The following is an 18305-nucleotide window of genomic DNA, read 5'->3' as shown; positions in this document are numbered from 1 at the left end:
CCCGAAGTCCCGATAGTGCTGCGCCCGAAGTCCCGATACCCTTTGCGCCCGAAGTCACGAGTGTTTCCACACCCTTTTCAACAGGCACTGTGGACGCACCGAGAGGCCGAATTTGCAGCAGCTCACGGCGGCCTTCGCGGTAGATTTTGAGGCGGTAGCCGAGCAGCGATTGCCTGGCGGCGATGCGGCGCAGGTCGAGCGCGAAATCGGAAATCCGCGCCATGGAGCCGGATTTCTGGTGAAGGTGTGCGACCTCGAACAGCCAGCCGTGCGGCTGATGGCCGGCATGTTTACGGGCGACGCGATACAGCCAGCGCTCGATGCCGCCGGTCAGCCGGAAATAGGCCGGGTCGATCGCGAGCACGAGCGAGCGGTCGGTGACGCCGCGATAGAACCAGTCAGGCAGGACGAATTCCATGCCCTCGACACGGCCGTCGCGGGTGGTCAGTTCCTCCCACTCGTTGATCCAGGAGAATTGATGCCGCCGCCAATGCTCTCCCTGCCGGATCGTCGTGCGGATGGACGTCGATTGCAGGCGGATGAGCGCGTTTTTCAGCAGGCGATATTCGCGCGCGCCGGTTGCGCGGCCGATCGACATGAGGAGCTGATACGGCGTGAAGCGGAAGAAGCGCGAGGTGCGCAGGCCGGCGTTCTCGGCCGCGACGATCTGCGAGGCGGCCCAGATCAGCACATCGGCGTCCCAGATGGTCGCCATGCCGTAGTCGGTCATGCCGAACACCTCGACGCGGACGCCGGAGGATTCGTAGAAGATCGGCGCCGTGCGCTTGGCCTTGGCGAGCGAGAAGAACGGGCGTTCCATCAGGTCGCGCTGGTCCCGGGGCGCGGCGTCGCCGGTCGCGACCACGAAGGGGGCCAAGTGGTTGCGCTCGCTCGCGTCGGCCGGCTGCGCGGCTCTATGATCGTCGTCGCGCAGCATTCAGCACTCACCCCGCTCTTGCGGCGTCAGCGGACGCGCGGGGAAAACCGTGCCGACGTTCGTGTCGCGGGTGGATTTGCGGGAGCCGATTTCGGTCCAGGCTTCGAGATCGCGCACGGTGTAGAGGACGCGGCCGCCGACCTTGCGATAGGTCGGGCCGGTGCCGTAGGTGCGATGCTTCTCAAGGGTGCGGGTGGAAATGCCGAGGAAGCGTGCGGCTTCCTGTGTGCGCAGCAGGCGCGGCGGCATCTCCGCTGTCGGGCGGATGGCCATAGGATCACCTCTGGATCATGGGTTGATGCGCGCTGCCGTCGTGGCGGCGGGCTATGGCGAACCATGGCGAGGGATCGGCGGCCGGTAGCGTGCCGCATTTGCGCCTATGCGCTGGCGGCACCCCTTCGGCATATGATGGGAATGTTGGCGAACAACCGCACGGCGCTGGGTCCGGCGGTAGCTTAAGGTCGGCCGACTACTTCGGCCCGGAACCTTTTTTCAGCAATTCTCCGGGCTCGATCTCAAGACCATCGGCGATCTGGCCGAGAACCGTCACACTGGCGGACACGTCACCGCGCTCGATGGCCCCGACATAGCGCATACTCAAGCCCGCTCGGTCGGCGAGTTCTTCCTGCGTCAGTTTCTTGTCATGACGTACCCGACGCAGATTCTTCGCCATGATCTCCTTAAGATCCATGGTGAGAGGGGAACCAGCATAGGAACGATCATTCTAGGAACGATCGTTCCCATTCGTGCGGAGGCATGGTATTCATGATGTTTGCCGGAGTTGCTTCGGCGTCTTCGGTCCAAAGGACAGAATTGATGCGCGGACAGCCTCAGCTTGATCCCGATGTCGAAGATGAGGCCCCTGGTGGGCCAGACATCACCGCATACGACGAACAGCATTACGTCACCTATTTGCGCCTGCTGGATGCGAACCGCGACGGTGCGGACTGGCGCGAGGTGTCGCGGATCGTCCTGCACCGTGATCCTGTCGCCGAGGAAACGCGCAGCCGACATTGTTGGGAAACCCATCTGGCCCGCGCGCACTGGCTGTCGAAAGCAGGCTATCGGCGTATTCTGGAACAGGCCGTCGCGAGCGCGACGTAGGGTCGCGGAACATCATCCCTGCGGTGATTTGATCGGATAGCGAAGCAAAAGCCGATAGCCCCCACGCATCATTTTGATGCCGTGAGCGACAAGCCGGCGAGCCTTGTTCTTTTGCGGCCCGATCTCCCAATCCTCTTTCGTTCCCTCGAATCCGAGCAGCACTTCGGCGATGGCGCGATAACTCTCGCCGCGCAGCCGCGCGTCCAGCGCGCGCAGGGACAGGATATGCCACTGCCGAAGCTGGGCCGGCATCGCACGGAAGTCGGAGCCAGGCGGACGGCCATTGATTGCGCGCCAGAGCCGGCGGGCAGCATGGGCGCGCAGTTCCAGAAAGGAATCCATCAGCAGGGACGCGGCGTAGAAGGTGGCAGCCTCGGGAACGGCTTGCGGGAGCCAGAACTGGTGCGTAACGCCATCGACCTGCCAGATGCCATGCCAGCCATCGGACGCCTGGCGCAAATCGAGACCATCGAGATGCGCCAGCGTCACGATCGGTTCCGTTTCGCTGTGCCGGTGCTGCACTGGAGAGAGCAGCACGGCTTGCGGCTGAAGGCTCGGAATCCAGAATAGAGATTGCTGATCGGATGGGGTTTCAGGATCGGTCGGAAAATCGCAACCCCCAGCGCTGCACGAAGGCTTCCAAGCGCTCCGGGTCTGGCTCACTCAATCCGGCTATAGCCTGAAACTCGCGACGGTAATCGTCGTGACGGCGAAGATATTCCCAAGCGAAACCGGCAGCGGGGATGCTCTTGGCAAATCTGTATGCCGCCGGAGAACGCCAGTCGATGCTCAGCATGGCGTTACCTCTCTATACCGGACACGCAGAACAATGCCCGGATAGAGAGCGTCCAACACAAGTCGAGATAATTGTAGCCGCGCTATCCAGATAACTGGAGCGTGTAACGCGATCAATCTCTTGGTTATTTTCTTCTTAACAATGCTTACGTGTTTCTGCGAGCCGGCGTAGCCCGGCGAGCGCGGCCATGTTCTGCGCATGGCCGCACTGCCGATCCGCAATGCCGGATCGGCGCGAAATTTTTCGGGCAGTGCTCGACTGAGAAAAGGGAGGGCCGCCGGGATCGGCGGCCCTTTCGCGTTCGGGATCAAGCGGACTTCAAGCGCTGCATTCCCTCCGCCAGCGTCCAGAGGGCGCGATTGAGCGTCACATTCTGGTCGATGCCGTTGATGGCGCGGGTCTGGGCGCGGCGGATGTGGCCTTCGGCAGTCTGTTTGCGGCCTTGCAGCCCGCCCTTGGTCAAATGCTCCTGTATGACGTTGAAGGTGCTCCAGAGGCTCCCACCCACATCCTCGCGGCGGCGCGGTTCGATGATCTGTTCCGGGCGCAACGGGCTTTCGTCCTCGCCATAGCGGGCGACAAGGCTTGCCTCGGCCAGCACGCGGCGCTCGTCTGCGGATACGCGGATTTCCTTCATGGTTTCGCTGGCGTCGATCAGGCGCGGGAAGTCTTCCGCGACCGTAAAGACGCCTTCAATGATCTGATCCTGAATGCCGCCCTTATGGGGAACGCGGATTTCCTCGAACCGCTCGCCTGCAATCATGCTGTTGGTGCAGACGAAACGCAGCATCCCCGCAAACATCTGATAGGCGCTGGTCCCGTCGTGGCTGTTGACGATGATGACTTCCGCCGCCTCCGGCTTGCCGATCCCGCCATCCCGGCGCAGGCGCAGCATGTGCTTGGCGTGGCCGTGGCGGCTTCCATCGCGCGGAACCGACTGCACGGCGAAGAACGGGAACCATCCTTCCCGGCGCAGGCCCTCCACGATGTCGATGGTGGGGACATAGACGTAACGCTCGGAACGGCTGTCATGGGCCTCGCGGGCGAAGATGGACGGGACGTGCCGATAAAGCGCCTCGTTATCCAGCGGCTCGCGCCCGCTGATCTGATGGGAGTTGCGGCCGAACCGGGTGGCGAGCTGGTGATACATGGTCTTTCTCCTATGGGCTTGGGTTGGAGCGCAGCGCTGCGCTGCAACCCTGCCCGTCGGCGAGACCGGGGGGTGCAAGGTGCAAGGGCGACCGGGACGGAGGGGGATCACCCGGCCTGCACGTAACGGAGGAACGACGTGGAGGAAGGTCGGGGAAACCGTCCCGGTCGAGCGTCAGCGATCCCTTGCGCCGCGCCGGGGGGAGACCCCCAAGCAAGCCGCCCGGCCAGAGCGGAGCGGAAGTCGGGCACGAGATCCGATCGGGAGTCCCGTTCTCCCGATTCCTTGTTCCTTGAAGACGGCGGACATGAGCATGAGGAAGCCCCGCCGCGGCGGGGCTTCTTGAAGGGCCGGTCTCAGTCGCCGTTGCGGCGAGACCAGATGAGGTTGTGACCGCCGCCGTCCTCGGCTTCGACCAGGCTGGCGTAGATCGGGGCCGGGAAGCTCGGATCGTCCAGCTTGACCGAGAGGTATTCGCGGCCGGTTTCGCGGGCGGTTTTCTTCCAGGCAGCGCCGAACTCGGTTGCGCCGGCGAAGATGCGGAAGTCGGGGCCGCGCTCGCTCTCGCCCTCGGAAGGGACGAACTTGGCCTTGACGTTGAGGGTCAGGGTCTTGACCGCGCCGGTGAAGCCGGCGCCGTTTTCGTTCTTGGTGAAGGTGCCGATGGTCGCCATTGTCGTATTCCTTTTCCTGTCGGGCCGCTCCATTGCGACCTCGATGGGGGTCGGGAGACCGGGGACGATCGGCCCTGCACCCGAAGGGCTGGAACGAAGTGGAAGGCGGCCGGCGGCGGCTTTTTTGCTTCGCGATGCAAAGCCGAAGGCGGCGGAAAAAAGTTGGCGACGGACGTTGCGGGAGACGAGCGAGGCGCAGCCGGTCTTCGGTCAGACCCATGCCAATCGAGATCGCGGATGGAGCGCCCCGTTTCGGGAAATCGGGGAATGCCGCAATGGCGGCCGTCCCTCGCGCCTCACGGCTCGAGAACGGAAACGGCGCGGCCTCCACGGGCCGATGCGCGACCACCCCTGATCCTCGCCGCCACGGCCAATCCTCGTCTTGGGCGGGACGGCCGCACATGCGATCCCGTTCCCCCACCATTGCGGCACGAACCGCGCACGACGCTACCGAATGTCCGCCGCGCACCGCTGCCCCGATGTCCTTTGCTCCTGCGGACGCTCGGTGTCTCCCGGCCTGTCTATGTCAGCCCGCCGTGTGTGAGCACAGCGGCCCGATCTCCGCTGGCGTCGCTGCGAAGGCGATTGAGACTCCCCTTCGGAAGCCTTGCCGCTGCGGGGCGTTCGCGAAATGACCGCTGCGGCCCGCTTGCGTTAGCGATTGAAGCCGAATGGCGGAAACGCGCCGTAGGCGTGGTTCCGGCGCAGCCGAAAGCGCGGCCCGAAGGGCGACGCCAACATTCTGCTTCTCCTAATGCGACGCTCTTGAAATTCGGCACGAAGAACATGATCCTACGAATCGGGCTGGACACCTGTGACCTGTCGCCGGGTCAAACGTCCTGAACGGCAACGTTTCAACACATCTCAACACCTGCATCCCGACCAACGGGCTGCTGCGTAATCGGCGAACAGCATGGCCCGATATGGAGATGCATCGTGTTTACTCTTACGATTCCTGTTTCGACGGATGGCCTCAGCGCGATCAAGGCCGACCTCACGCGCAAATTGCCTGACGTAAAATCCTCGCATCGCTGCGAGGCTATCGCCCGCGGGCTGGGTTTCCGCACCTACGCGACGGCTCTGGCGGCCGTGCAGGCGGGCGCAACAAGCACGGCTCAGGTTCGCGGCGACCTCTTTGTCGCTTATCTCGCGGAACACGCTTTCGCTGTTTCGCCAGCAGCCTTCTACCACGCCGCTGCAAAGGTCGCGCTTCGCGATGTCTGGGAGCGCACGCCGAAGCTAACGATGTGGGGCATTGGTTCCGGCGGTCCACGGCGGAAGGAAGACGGCCGCTGGGAGGGCTTCCGGGACATGAACACCAGGTTCAAGGAAGCGCGCGCGGAACTGCTCAGCGATGGTGCCGCTAAGCCATTCCTTGCATCACTGTCTTTCCTCGGGCGGGTGACGCCGACAAAGTCCATTCGGAAAGGAACGGGAAGCTACTGGGTGAAGCACATCGCGGAGAACTTCGCGTGCAGCTATCCAGAGGGTGAGAAGCTTGGCCCGACCTATGTTGCGAATGGAGTGTTGATTGCGGCCGCGCTGCAGGCCGGCTTCAAGATGAAGACCTATGTCGACAATCTTGGCTACGATGAGCTGAACGTCAGCTTCAACATGTCGAAGCCTTGCCTTGAGGAGCTCGACTGCGAAGTGCGTCCAGACGGTGCGCGGGCGCTGGATCGACGGCACCGCGAGGCCATGAAGCGGAACCGGCACTATCCCTTTGGGTCAGCGACATTCTGATAGCCGCCAACGTGGCCGCGCGGCGAAAGAACGCTCGCGCGACCACGCCCTATCTCCGCGATTGGCGGGGATCAGGCACGGGCTGACGTGGTTAATCGCAGCAGCGCCGAAGTCCCGACAAATGCCCCGCCGAAGATGCAGAAGATTTGCCGCCAGATTTCGGTCGGCACGGTCTCCTTGGTGACGCCGTGGACGAGCGCATATCCGGCGACGGCGGCGGGCGCTGCAAAGACGAGCGCCACGATCAGGCGCAGGATCGGTGAGCGCAGCGTGTCGAACAGCAGCGCCAGAACGCCGAAGGCGGCGACGGCGGCGGCGAACCCGACAAGGCCCGCCCCGATGAAGCCCGCGCCGGTATGATAGGCGAACTGCGCGGCACTGACGCCGAGCATGAAGGGCAAGGCATAGACGGCGAGCGTATAGGCCAGGACGCAAAGCCCGGCGACCGCCAAGACGCTCATCAGCATCACGGCAACCATGGTTCTCTTCCTTCACGATGATTGCGACCGTGGCGACGGTCGAGGTGATCGGGCCGCGCGACTGCGCGGCCCGCGATTTTTCTGGGCGGGAAGAAAGCCGGGGCCGCTTGCGCGCCCCCGGCCTACCTTCCTCATTCCGCTGCGATGGCGAAATGGTCATCATGGGCTTCCTGCGAGGATGCGGGCTCGACGGTATCGAGGGCGAAGGTGTCGGCCTGCTGGTCGAGCCATGCGGGGCGCGCGGTGCGCAGCACGGGCGGAATCCAGCCGGTCCCGGCCAGAAGCTGCTCGGCGGCTTCGGCCATCTCCGTCTTCTTCTTGTCCGCGATCCGCTCCGCTGCCTCGTCGCCAAGGGCATCGCGCACGGCGGCAAGGATATGGGCCTTGGTGACGCGCCCGAAATAGCTGCGGGCGGTCGCGGTCCAGTGCGCCATCATGTCGAGCGTCACTGCCGTCGCCAGTTTGTCCGCCGTCTCATGGGCGCAGCGCTTGCTGCTCTCCCAAGGCAGCTTCACCGCGTTGACGGTCAGCGAGGCGCAATGCGCGAGCAAGGCCATGAGGCTCGCATGGTCAAGGCCCGCGACGAAGCTCCAGAGGTCCGCTACGTCGCGCGGCATATCCGCCGCCCATCCGGCATGGCGATCCGCCAGCATCTTCGCCGCCGCCGTGTCCTCGATGCCGTCCGCGTGGGCGGCGAGGTAATTGCTGGTCGGGCTGATTTCGAGGCAATGGGCCGTGCTGCCGCCCCGATAGTAGGTCTGCGCGGCGAGCGTATGGACAACGGCGATCAACGCCATATCCGGCTGCTCGCCAAGAGCGAGGCGCAAGCCAAGGGTGCGATGCGCGGTCAGGTCGCGGATGAGCGAGTCGGGCAGCGGCTTGCCCGCATCCCCGGCCTCTTCCTCCGGCTCCTGCTCGGTTTCGGGAAGGTCGTCGCCTTCGCCGTCCTCGCAGTCGCTGTCGAGGATTTCGCCGTCCCCGTTGACGCGCACGCCGTCGATGACGGTTTCGCCGCCTTCGGCTTCTTCCGGCTCCGGGGCCTCGTCCTCGGCGCGGATGAACCCGCGCTCGATCCGAACGTCTCCGTCATGGGCGACGACGAAGAACACGCCGCCGCGCGCAATGTCGTCGGGCTCATAGGCGTGGCGCTTAGCGTCGATCCGCTCAATCTCGGTTTCAAGCTCCGCAAGGCGCGCATCCACCTCGGCGGGGAGGTCGAGGTCGGTGTCCTCCCATTCCGCCGTCAGGCGCTCAAGCTCGTCCTGCGCCGCGTCGTAGGCAATGGCGTCTTCCTCGGAGAGTTCCACCGGATACGGATAGACGCGGCGCATTCCGTGGGCGTGGGGGAAGTCGAGATAGGCAGCGGTCCACTTCCAGCCCTCGGCCTGCCGCACCTCGGCGGCGATCCGTTCCAGCTTCTCGATGGCAAGCCGTTCCAGCAACACGGGGTCTTCAAAGAAACCGCCGCGATCCTCGGTGAACAGGTCGCGGATGATGTTGCCACCTGCATCAGTATAGGTTTGCGCGCCGACGAAGACCGCGCAGCGATCCGTCGCGGCCACGTTCATCTTGGTCAGGCCGCGCCGGATGATGGACGGGTCGCGGTTGTAGGACAGGTTTTCAAAGACGTGCTCCTGCCGCGCGTGATCGTCGGTGATGGCGAACGCCATCAACTGGTCCAAGGTCAGGTCGCCGTCGCGATAGACCTGCAACAGCTTGGGGCTGATAGCGCCGAGACGCATCCGCTGCCTCACGACATGGGCGGTCACGCCGAACCGGGCGGCGATTTCCTCTGACCCCCATCCCCGATCCTCGGAAAGCTCGCGGAAGCGCTCGAACTGGTCGGCGGGGTGGAGGTCTTCGCGCGTGACGTTCTCGTCAAGGCTGATCTCGGCGGCATCGTTCGCCGTGTCGATGACGCAGCGGATGGGTTCGATCTTCTTGATCTCCTTGCGCTTCACGCGCAGCATCTGCGCCAGCCTGCGGCCTTCCCCGATGCTGACGAGATAGAAGCCGGTCGGCTCGCCCTCGGCGTTCGTTTCCGGCTCCACCACCAGATTTTGCAGGATGCCCTTGGCGGCGATGCTCGCCGCCTTCGCCTCGATAGACGCCTCGCTGTGCGGGGTCTTGCGGGCATTCTTCGGATGCTTCTTGAGCTTGTTGAGTGGGATGAAAACGGTCGTGCCGTGTTCGACGGTCGGGGCGGTGTTGGCGGTCGTGGTCATGGTCTTTGCTCCCATGGGCTTGGGTTGAAGCGCAGCGCTGCGCTGCAACCCTGGCCGTCGCCGAGACCGGGGGGTGCAAGGTGCAAGGGCGACCGGGACGGAGGGGGATCACCCGGCCTGCACAAGCGGACCGAAGCCATGGGCGAGAGTGAGAAACACGCATCCGCGCGGAAGGCTGGGGAGACCGTCCCGGTCGAGCGCCAGCGATCCCTTGCGCCGCGCCAGGGGGCAGCGCCCCCAAGCCATCGGCCCGGCGAGAGCGGAGCGGCGGCCGGGCGCAAGGACTGGATCAGGATGTGAAGGCCGATGGGCCTAGCCCCCCTGAGTCCTGATCGCCTTATGGTCCTGCCGGGATGCGAACATGCGAAAGCACCCCGCCCGCAGCTTGCAGGCGGGGCGCGATGATGATGGTTCAATCGGTGACGAGGCTCACGCTCTGGAGGGGGCGTTGCGGGGGCTCCCCGCAGAAGGGGTCGGCCGAGACCGTGACTCGGCCGCAGGGGAAGGCTTTCCCCATATCATCTGACCGTTTCGCGTTCATGTTTATATGAGCAAAATGGAGAAATTTGCTCATACAGAAGTGAGCGAAATTAATTGTATTGCTCACATATATATGTTAAAGAATGCCAGATATGGACACATATATATGAGCAACAAGCAAGCTGGACTCGCCCGAAAGAATCTTGATAAGCGGCTTTCTCCCCTGAGAGCCGACCGCATTGTGACGCCCTCGCGTGGCTGGACGAAGGCCATTCGGGAAGCCCTAGGCATGACAACGCGCCAGCTCGCCGAGCGTATGGGTGTGGCCCCCTCCCGCGTGACGACGATCGAGAAAGCGGAAGCCACGGGCGCGATCACCCTCAAGACCTTACGCGAGACAGCCGAAGCGCTCGACTGTCAGTTCGTCTATGCCTTTGTCCCGACCAAGGCCCTCGACGACATTCTCTACGATCAGGCCGAGCGCAAAGTGAGGAACGAACTCGCGCATCTCAATCACACGATGCGTCTCGAAAACCAGGCGGTGAACGTGGAAGACCTTGAAGGGCAAAAGCGTCGCATCGTGGCGGACTACCTCGCGCACTTTTCGCGGAAGCTGTGGGACGAGGAATGAGCGATCCGCTTTTTGAGGGTGACGACGACGGGAACACGCCGCTCGAAGCCGAGGAGCGCGAGCAGCTCATTCCTTCCTACATCACGACGCGCGACGAGTTGAACGAAGCGGAACTTGCCAACATCGCCGACGCCGTTCGTTGGGTCGGGCGGCGAAAGCGTAAGGTGCTCGACCAAGGCTTCCTGAACGAGCTGCACAAACAAATGTATGGCGATGTGTGGAAGTGGGCGGGCACGTATCGCACGACGGCGCGCAATATCGGCATCGACGCCTATCGCATCCCGGTTGAATATTATCAGGCGATCGACGACGCAAAATATTGGGCCGAGCACTCGACGTTTCCGGCGGATGAAATCGCGATCCGTTTCAGCCACCGGGTTGTTGCGATCCATCCCTATCCCAACGGGAACGGCCGCTTCTCGCGCATGATCGGCGATCTGCTTGCGATCGAACTCGGCCAGCCGCGGTTCACCTGGGGCCAGATCAATCTCGTCGATCCGTCCGCAACCCGAAAAGAGTATATTGCGGCGCTTAAGGCCGCCGACGCGGGAGACTACGGCCCCTTGCTCGCATTCGCTCGCTCGTGAGGAGCCAGGTGGGAAGGCGTGTCTGATCGCTGCCTAACGATCTGGTGTCGTTCTCAGCTCTTCCACCCAGTCCAGAACGCCGTCGAACACCTCATCCTTGACCTTAATCCAGCCATTCGTGCTCACCCGATCAATCAGCGTTTCCAGGGCGCGGATGAACTCGGCTTGTGTGCTGAAACGGTGTGTAAAGGCGTGGAACGAGTTGTAGTCCATCACCATACCGCCCCCGTTCAAGCCGGCGAGCTTCTTGCAAGCGGTCGCATAGGATTCGCCTTCGTCGTCAAACAGCTCTTTGACGATCGCGAGTCCGATAACACGCCGCTGTCCCAATGAGATTTCTACGTTCTGGCCGCCAACAACGAGCGGGGCCGTTGCTTCACGCTGAAGATAACGGGCAGCGCCGTTGATTTGTCTTATGGCGTCGTCAATCTGGCTATGTGTGGAGCGTCGTTTGCGCTCCAGCGTCCGGCTAATCCCAGCTTCGGTTGTCGGACTGTCCTTGGCTTGAATCAGGATTGCCAACTCATCGGTGAGAACCAGATGGTCCAAGATTTCCTTGAAGGTATCCTTGCGTTTCGGATTCATCATGATCTGTTTCGGCTCGAAAGCACGTAGCAAGCAGGCCGAAATGTCTCGCTCCTGATGATAGCCGGGATCGGTCCTCGTGAGGGTATCGCGACGGAAGCCTGAGCCCCCCTGATAGGCGTTTACCTCGGGCGTCATGTCGAGAACGAATATATCGTTCGGCGATAGCTCCTCCTTGAACACCGCCTGGATCGCGCACTCGTCGTCTTGCTGGGTTCGATTTCCGAACCAGTCGCTTAAGACACCATGGATGCTCTTCGCCGTCTCGGGATGATAACCAAGCAGGTGAATATCCTCAGTGCCGATAAGGCAACTCCCATTGTCCTCCAGGGTCGCTCTGAAGCTCATCCACTCGTAATTCTGCTCATCGAAGAAATAGACATCGACTTCCTCATATTTGAGGATCTCGACGATGCCTTGGGAGAAGCCGTCGTCACCAAAAAGCGGCGTTCTGATGATAAGCGGCTCGTCATCATCATCGAAGAAAGCGGTGATGAGCGAAGTGGTCGTGACCGTCGAGGACGGCAGCGCGGGAAGATAGAAGGCGAAAGAGCCGTTCATCTTGGCGGCCAATATCGCTTCTTTCTGCGTTTTGATGACCAGCGAAAGCGCGGCGTCGTCGCCCAATCGGATGGGCATCAGACCGCCCGCAAACTGGGTGATCAGTGGCTTTGCTTCGGGATGAAGAACAGTCAGACGCATTTTCAAACCTTAAAGAAACAACCCGTAACCGACCGTCCAAAGCTACATCATGCAAGTGCGTCGCCGAACGGGTTTCCGGCTAAGGGGGCGTTAGAGGGCTATGGAGGAGATATAGTTGTCATCATCGCTCGGCGCGGCGCGCCACTGAACTACTTGATTTTGTTGATTTATCAGTTTTTGCTTGTCCTCGCACGCGCTGGAAATAAGCTAGCTCAGTCCTAGCTCAGTAGCGCATATCCTTCGGAATTTCTCAATGATTTCAATGTAGCGTTTCCGGGCTCGGTCTCGGAGCTAGCGCAGTTCCAGCGCAGTGCTCCGACCGAAGTAACTCCATTGGAGCCCAGGTTATGTTGCAGCGCACCGCCGAACCGACAAACGCCCCCTTCACACTTTTCCAGCGTGAAGGCACCCGAAACTGGTCCATGCGCTATTCGCTAGGCGGCAGGCAGATCAAGAAATCGCTCGGCATTGCCGACTACGATGCCGCGCTACAGCGGGCGAACGAGATTTATCACGAGCAGAAGTATCGGCACAAGCAGGGCCTATCGCTGGTCCAGCATGCTTTCAATGAGGTCGCCGAGGAGTTTATCGAAAAGGTCTGTGCGGAAGCGGAGCGTGACGAACGCAGCCAATATCACCCGACCTTTTGGCCTCCGATCATCCGGCGTTTTCCTGTCGCCTATTTCGGGGATAAGGCAATCGACCTCATCACGACTGCGGATGTCGAACGTTATCTGGAATGGCGAAAGACCTATTGGACAACGGGGCCGGGATCAAAGATCGAGAAAATCCGATGCGAGCGGGAAGACGGTCGCGTCTTCTCCCGCGCTGCCCCGCGCAAAGTCGCTGCTTTGGCAACCATGAAAGGCGAAATGGTCATCATCCGCGAGCTTTTCCGTCAGGCATCACGATGGGGCTATTGTAAGCCTTTGGAGTTGCCAACTGTCGAAGCGAAGAAAAGGCCCGACAATCGCCGTCCCGGATTCAAACCGGAGGAATACGAGAAGCTGATCGCCAAAAGCATCGAGCGGATTAACGAGCATCATGCGAAACTCAAGGTCATCAAGGCGAAGGATGGCCGTGTCTGGACACAAAAAGCTGTCACAGAAGGCATTCGCGCGGATCGTGTTCGGCTGCACGCTTATATCGAACTCATGGCTAATTCCGGCCTCCGACCAACAGAGGCAAAAAATCTGACCTGGGGGGACATCTCGCTTTTCCGGGAAACACGGCACCTACCACTTTACCAACAAGATGCTCGCTTGGCGGTTCACGGCAAGAGCAAGCACGGCAACGCCGTACCGCTTTACGGTGCGCTGTCGGCTCTCGGCATGCTTTGGGACCTGTTCGTCAACGATATGGGACGCGAACCTCAAGATGGCGATCCAGTCTTCGCGGACGAGAGAGGCAATCGCATCCTATCATTCAAGAGGAGCCTGAATGCGCTTCTGATCGCGGCTGGCTTGGAAAAGGACAATCGCGGCGTTCGTCGCACCTCTTACTCGTTCCGGCACTTCTACATCTCGCAGATGCTCGCCAACAACGTCTCTGTCCACCACGTTGCCCGCAATACCCGTACATCGCTTGCGATGATCGACAAGCACTATGCGCAGGTTAATACCGAGCAGATCAAGGACTTCCTCCGGCCCGGACAAGAGGACTATGCCAATGAGCCTGTCCTATTGGATGACGATGCCTACGCTGAAATCAAGCTTCTCGAAAAGCGCATCGAGGAACTGAAGCGGGGCAGCAAGGACGGGTCCACGGAGCAACAAATCGTAAAGCAGTATACAACGAAACGAGCCGGATAGGCTGAGCCTTGCGGCTGATGGCTTCTGCGGCGCGGCCCGAGGGCCGCTGCGAAGTCTGGAGGAACTGTCTATGAAGCGGATGCGATCAATCACTCGCCGGATGAAAAGCGTGGCATCTCGAATTCGGCTTTGGTGGAAGCGTGAGCTTGAAGACCCCATAATCCTCCTCTCCTGGGGAATCTTGGCGGTCGGAATTACTGTCGTCGCCGTGCTGTACGCTGTGAAGCCGAGTTGGCGTGATGACTTTCTCCCAGGCGTTTTCGTTGAGTTCAATGGGATGCTGTTTGATGTCTTTGTATTCGGCATCTTTGTTGCGTCCTTTGTGCGCAGACTGGAGCGTCGACAGGAACGCCAACGGCAGCAGGAGATTATCGACGACTACAAGAAATGGGACACCGAGGAAGGAAAGCTCCGCATTGGGGGAGCTGTCCGCAGAATAAATCGACTTGGCATAACGAGCATTGACTTTTCCGGTATGGAAATATCGGACTTCTCTTTTCCGCGCCACGACATCAAGAGCATCAGGGGTGCCACGTTTTATGATGGGGATTGGGGTTCGGGTAGCCGCGGCAGGATGAAGCTGTTGAGGGTCGATCTTGCTTCCGTCGATTGTCGCGAAGTCATCTTTTCCAAGTTCAACCCCTTCGCTGGATTCGGCACGAACTTTGTGTTTGCGGAGCTGAAGGACTGCAACTTCGACTACGCCGATTTGTCGGGGGCAGTTTTCAAAGGCGCCCATTTGGAATGGACAACTGAGCACCCCGACGAATTGGGGGTCTGGCACGATGACCAAGAGCCACCAGCCTTTCAGCAGACATATTATCCGCCCTTCTTCCAAGCAGATCTGGAAGGAACGTCATTTGTCGATGCGACGTTTAAGAACGCGGATTTCCGAGACGCGATCAACGTCCTGAATTGCGATTTCGCGAGAGCAAAAGGACTGGAGACTTGCCTCTTTGACGACGAGAAGACGAAGAACGCAGTTCTCGCAATGTCGAAAAGAGCGAAGAACGATTGACGTTGGTTGGATTGCTTAATCCGGGCTCTCTGCGGCATTCCCGATATTCAGGCGGAAAAGTTCGTTCGAGCGAACTTTTCGCATGGGGACGCCCACCGATTTCCAGATGTTCACGCCGCAAATACCCGGAACAGCCCGCTGATCTGTCCGTCTTTGACCCTGTAGGCGGACACGCCGTTTTCGACGACGACGCCCGCCGAATGGCTGGTGCTGTCGAAACTGATCTCGGTGATAAGCTCCCGGATCGCGGCGTGAGCTTCGGAGCGCAGTTCGTAGCGTGTGGCTCCTTCCGCTTGTTCCCACGCCACTCGCAGCTTGGCGATGCGATCGCCCATGTTGGTGGGGTTGTCGTGCCGGATTGACTGGCGCTGACGTTCTGCCTGGTGGTGCCGTAGCTCGGCCTCGACGGCAAGGCGTTCGCTCTGCCTCGCCTTGAGCAGATCGATAATGGCGTCCGGCGGCAGACTGTCGTCCTCAATGGCTAACGCGAGCCGCTGTTCTTTTTTGCGCAGTCCTTCCAGTTGCAGTGTCAGCGCGGCAATGGTCTCGTCGATTGCATCAAGAACGGTGGCGAACCGTGCCGCTTGCAACACTTCCGCCAGATTGATCTCCTTCACATGATCGAGGATGACTGCCTCCAACGGCTCGTAGCGGAAATGCCTATTGCCCTCGATACAGCGATGCCCGCGCACATAGTTTGCACATACGAGATAGCGCCCGTTTTCGTTACCTCTGATCCGGCTCATTTTCATCGTCATCGGTCCGCCGCAATGGGCGCAGTGGCACAGGCCAGTGAGCAGATTAGCGAACGTGTCGCCTTTGCGCCCCGGTCTGCCGGGGTTCCTGCGCATGGCCTGCACGCGCAGGAACAAGTCCTTGTCGATGGCGGCGGGGAAATAGTTCTCGATTGGGTCGCCATCCGGCACTCGCTTGCTGTCCTGTATGCGATGCGGCTGGAACGTGCCGATAACATCAGGCCGTGAAAGCAGCGCCTTGATGATGCTCTGATACCAGCCGTCCTTGCTCTTGAAGGCCGGAACGCCATCCGCATTGAGTTTACGTGCGATCACCGTCGAGCCGAGCCCGCGCGTTGCCATCTCGTAGATTACCCTCACCGTCTCCGCGTGATGGTTCAGCGTGAACTCGTATCGGTTCACGTCGATCCGTTTAGCATCTATCCATGCGGGTGTGATGCTAGTGATATGGCCCTTACCTTCGCGGGCCTGTTCCCGTTTGCGCTTGGCGACCGCGCTGATACGCTCGCTCTTCGTCTGGCTTTCCTCATGACCGCGCGACATCACCGCAAGCCCGATGATCAGCTTGGTCCAATCCCCATTAAGCCGGTCGCGACTGTAAATCTGCCGGTCCTCGCCGAGTGTCACGATGACGATACCCGCATTGATAATCGCCATAAACAGCGTCAGCGCATCCGGTACCGCTTCTCTTGATAGCCGGTCGAGGCTTTCGATCAGCAGGTAGCTGCCTTTGGGGATTTGCCCGCTCTCGACCATCGCGAGGAACCGACCGAGCGCGCCGGTCCTGAAATTTCTACCCCTCCACGCGCTGACACCCAAGTCCTGCAAGCTGTCATCCAGAAGCAGAGAGTGTTCGTCCGCAAACGCCTTCGAGCGCTCAAGCTGCCGACGCAAGCTATCCCCGCGAAGCTGCTTACGAGTGCTCATACGCACATAGGAATAGGCCCGCACCGGACCCGATGAATGTTGATTGCCGGGAAAATCGTCCTGCATGACCGCCTCCTTTGCGTCGGACCGCTAACACCAGAGGCGGAGAGGTTCGAGCGCGAGGCGATCGGGGTGTAAACGGCTAAGTCGGCGTAATGCTTCGGCTTGCGGGAATAGGTTGAGAAGACACGGCGCAAATCGCCGCTTTGTACATTGAGATTACTGCGGCCCGTTCGGTTAACAAGATGTAAATTTTCTGCCGAGTGCAAAAACACTTGACGGGACGCGAATTCGGCTGACGGATGCAGAGACGCCTGACGGGAGGCCGCGCTTACCGACATGAGCAAAGGACACTCTGAAACGCACGATCTGGCCCAACAGCTTTTTCGGGATCAAAAGAAAGTGCTGGATCTCATCAAGAGAGATCGCCTCGACTCGGGTTTTGCAGTCGCTGTTTTTCGTTTGTTTGGCGACAAGCCCGAGCGCGGGAAGACAGTCAGGATCGGCAAGCACGAATTCAAATATTCAAGCCATGAGAAAAGCCTTGTGAGTTTTCTGCCTGCGCGGTGGCGAGAAGAACTGGATAAAACCCAGGACGCATGGTCCGGCTGCGAAAACTGGTGGGCAGGCTATCCGCTAATCGCGTGGGTGGAGATACGGGCCAGCAATGACGGAACGGCGGCGCACCTCAAACTGCATGCGGAAGTTGGCCCTGTTTCAGACCATAAAGTTCGAAAGGGGATTATCGAGGCGATCAGGGCGGCAGCATCTGCGAAAGGCTTGGAACGAATTCAGTTCCCGGTCGGAGCCTCTGACAAGGGGCGCCTCTATTCACGGTTCTTGCGGGAGAATTCCATCGCTGTCGGCGACATTCGCAACGCAGACGAAATCGAGAAAAGGTTCTTGGAGCTTATCGCTGGCTTCGAGCCGGAGTTCGAATTGGTTTCGAGCGTCATACCGAAACTCCCGAGTATCAGCGCTCCGTAGATTTCGTCGTCGTTAACTTCCTGTTAACTCTCTTTAATGCAATAACTTTGATGAAAATGCTCGATTCCCGTCGGGCAGCCCTGAGGTAAGAGTAGCCTCGTTCTTAGGGTGACGGTCCCGCCATTATAGCGGGCACCCTTTGTGGTTAACCGTAGAAGTGTCCTTTCATTGCTGGCTCAAAGCAGACCGTTGACGCGGACTGCAAGCCAGCGCATGGGCTCGGACGGTTACCATGACCAGCATCTTGACGAATATGGCAGCCATGGCCGCGCTGCGAACGTTGCGAACAATCGGCGCGAACATGGCCGACACACAACGGCAGGTGAGTTCGGGATTGCGGGTGCAAACCGCAGCCGACAATGCCGCCTACTGGTCGATCTCCACGACGATGCGTTCGGACAATATGGCGCTCTCCGCCGTGTCGGACGCCTTGGGCCTTGGTGCCGCAAAGGTCGATGTCGCTTACGCAGGCATGGAAAGCACGATTGATGTTCTCAGCGAGTTCCGGGCAAAGCTGGTAGCTGCCAAAGAAGACGGCTTGGACAAGGGTAAAATCCAGACCGAGCTTGACCAACTCAAGGATCAACTGCTTTCCATCGCCACATCGGCCAGCTTCAACGTGAATAGCCCCAAGATTTGTAGACACCTTCTTTCCTAATTTTGAGGCAAGAAGAGCATCATGGGCAAATCGAATTTCAGCGAAGAGTTTAAGCG

18 protein-coding genes and 1 pseudogene are annotated in these 18305 nt (G+C 60.3%); 8 read left to right on the top strand and 11 right to left on the bottom strand.

All coding sequences use genetic code 11. The features are described from left to right. From ACIQUH_RS27355 to ACIQUH_RS27345, 3 genes are all read right to left on the bottom strand, one after another. Positions 1-937, bottom strand: a 937-nt coding sequence (locus tag ACIQUH_RS27355) for a replication initiator protein A (RefSeq protein WP_400821238.1), incomplete at its 3' end; no start/stop codon positions are given. After that, the gene (locus tag ACIQUH_RS27350; protein WP_400821236.1) at positions 938-1210 is read right to left on the bottom strand and encodes a helix-turn-helix transcriptional regulator; all 273 of its coding nucleotides are present in this window, start codon (positions 1208-1210) and stop codon (positions 938-940) included. 196 nt (positions 1211-1406) lie between these two features. After that, positions 1407-1628 carry a helix-turn-helix domain-containing protein gene (locus ACIQUH_RS27345; protein WP_400821233.1) on the bottom strand — a complete coding sequence of 74 codons (222 nt, stop codon included), beginning with the start codon at positions 1626-1628 and terminating at the stop codon, positions 1407-1409. 125 nt (positions 1629-1753) lie between these two features. Here ACIQUH_RS27345 and ACIQUH_RS27340 point away from each other — a divergent pair, with 125 nt between their 5' ends. After that, entirely contained in the window at positions 1754-2041 is a 288-nt protein-coding gene (locus ACIQUH_RS27340) for a DNA -binding domain-containing protein (RefSeq protein WP_400821230.1), read from the top strand. A gap of 12 nt (positions 2042-2053) precedes the next feature. Here ACIQUH_RS27340 and ACIQUH_RS27335 read toward each other — a convergent pair whose 3' ends face one another. From ACIQUH_RS27335 to ACIQUH_RS27320, 4 genes are all read right to left on the bottom strand, one after another. Further along, a complete protein-coding gene (locus tag ACIQUH_RS27335) occupies positions 2054-2575 on the bottom strand; it encodes a DUF2285 domain-containing protein (protein WP_400821240.1) in 522 nt (173 codons plus the stop codon). A gap of 58 nt (positions 2576-2633) precedes the next feature. After that, positions 2634-2837: a transcriptional regulator domain-containing protein gene (locus tag ACIQUH_RS27330; protein ID WP_400821227.1), complete on the bottom strand. Its 204-nt coding sequence runs from the start codon at positions 2835-2837 to the stop codon at positions 2634-2636. A gap of 307 nt (positions 2838-3144) precedes the next feature. Next, a complete protein-coding gene (locus ACIQUH_RS27325; RefSeq protein ID WP_400821225.1) occupies positions 3145-3987 on the bottom strand; it encodes a DUF932 domain-containing protein in 843 nt (280 codons plus the stop codon). Between the two features lie 356 nt (positions 3988-4343). Then, a complete protein-coding gene (locus ACIQUH_RS27320; protein WP_400821223.1) occupies positions 4344-4661 on the bottom strand; it encodes a DUF736 domain-containing protein in 318 nt (105 codons plus the stop codon). A gap of 936 nt (positions 4662-5597) precedes the next feature. Between ACIQUH_RS27320 and ACIQUH_RS27315 the strand changes: the two genes are divergently transcribed. After that, on the top strand, positions 5598-6404 hold the full coding sequence (locus tag ACIQUH_RS27315) for a hypothetical protein (RefSeq protein ID WP_400821222.1): 807 nt from the start codon (positions 5598-5600) through the stop codon (positions 6402-6404). 71 nt (positions 6405-6475) lie between these two features. On the opposite strand, the gene ACIQUH_RS27310 is transcribed toward ACIQUH_RS27315, so the two are convergent. Both ACIQUH_RS27310 and ACIQUH_RS27305 read right to left on the bottom strand, forming a co-directional pair. Beyond that, on the bottom strand, positions 6476-6883 hold the full coding sequence (locus ACIQUH_RS27310; protein ID WP_400821220.1) for a hypothetical protein: 408 nt from the start codon (positions 6881-6883) through the stop codon (positions 6476-6478). A gap of 131 nt (positions 6884-7014) precedes the next feature. Then, positions 7015-9108 carry a ParB/RepB/Spo0J family partition protein gene (locus tag ACIQUH_RS27305; protein WP_400821218.1) on the bottom strand — a complete coding sequence of 698 codons (2094 nt, stop codon included), beginning with the start codon at positions 9106-9108 and terminating at the stop codon, positions 7015-7017. Positions 9109-9754: 646 nt separating this feature from the next. On the opposite strand from ACIQUH_RS27305, the gene ACIQUH_RS27300 reads away from it, so the two are divergent. Beyond that, a complete protein-coding gene (locus ACIQUH_RS27300) occupies positions 9755-10219 on the top strand; it encodes a mobile mystery protein A (RefSeq protein WP_400821215.1) in 465 nt (154 codons plus the stop codon). After that, complete coding sequence (locus ACIQUH_RS27295) at positions 10216-10806, top strand: mobile mystery protein B (RefSeq protein ID WP_400821213.1); 591 nt, start codon at positions 10216-10218, stop codon at positions 10804-10806. The genes ACIQUH_RS27300 and ACIQUH_RS27295 overlap by 4 nt, the downstream gene beginning before the upstream one ends. Positions 10807-10839: 33 nt before the next feature. On the opposite strand, the gene ACIQUH_RS27290 is transcribed toward ACIQUH_RS27295, so the two are convergent. Next, a complete protein-coding gene (locus ACIQUH_RS27290) occupies positions 10840-12093 on the bottom strand; it encodes a hypothetical protein (RefSeq protein WP_400821210.1) in 1254 nt (417 codons plus the stop codon). 347 nt (positions 12094-12440) lie between these two features. Here ACIQUH_RS27290 and ACIQUH_RS27285 point away from each other — a divergent pair, with 347 nt between their 5' ends. Next, the gene (locus ACIQUH_RS27285; RefSeq protein WP_142911794.1) at positions 12441-13904 is read left to right on the top strand and encodes a tyrosine-type recombinase/integrase; all 1464 of its coding nucleotides are present in this window, start codon (positions 12441-12443) and stop codon (positions 13902-13904) included. Positions 13905-13974: 70 nt separating this feature from the next. Continuing rightward, positions 13975-14922, top strand: coding sequence for a pentapeptide repeat-containing protein (locus ACIQUH_RS27280; protein WP_400821207.1), 948 nt, complete (start codon positions 13975-13977; stop codon positions 14920-14922). 110 nt (positions 14923-15032) lie between these two features. Here ACIQUH_RS27280 and ACIQUH_RS27275 read toward each other — a convergent pair whose 3' ends face one another. Further along, entirely contained in the window at positions 15033-16670 is a 1638-nt protein-coding gene (locus tag ACIQUH_RS27275) for a recombinase family protein (protein ID WP_400821204.1), read from the bottom strand. Between the two features lie 273 nt (positions 16671-16943). Between ACIQUH_RS27275 and ACIQUH_RS27270 the strand changes: the two genes are divergently transcribed. Both ACIQUH_RS27270 and ACIQUH_RS27265 read left to right on the top strand, forming a co-directional pair. Then, positions 16944-17591 (top strand): hypothetical protein, encoded by a 648-nt coding sequence (locus ACIQUH_RS27270; protein WP_142911797.1) that lies wholly within the window; start codon positions 16944-16946, stop codon positions 17589-17591. 232 nt (positions 17592-17823) lie between these two features. Next, positions 17824-18210 (top strand): annotated as a pseudogene (locus ACIQUH_RS27265) (flagellin); the annotation flags it as partial. Between the last annotated feature and the right edge of the window lie 95 nt (positions 18211-18305).

This window comes from Agrobacterium sp. NPDC090283, from assembly GCF_044769685.1.
Classification (GTDB): Bacteria; Pseudomonadota; Alphaproteobacteria; order Rhizobiales; family Rhizobiaceae; genus Agrobacterium.
Note: the sequence above shows the minus strand (reverse complement) of the source record. Positions and strands in the feature narration are given on the sequence as shown.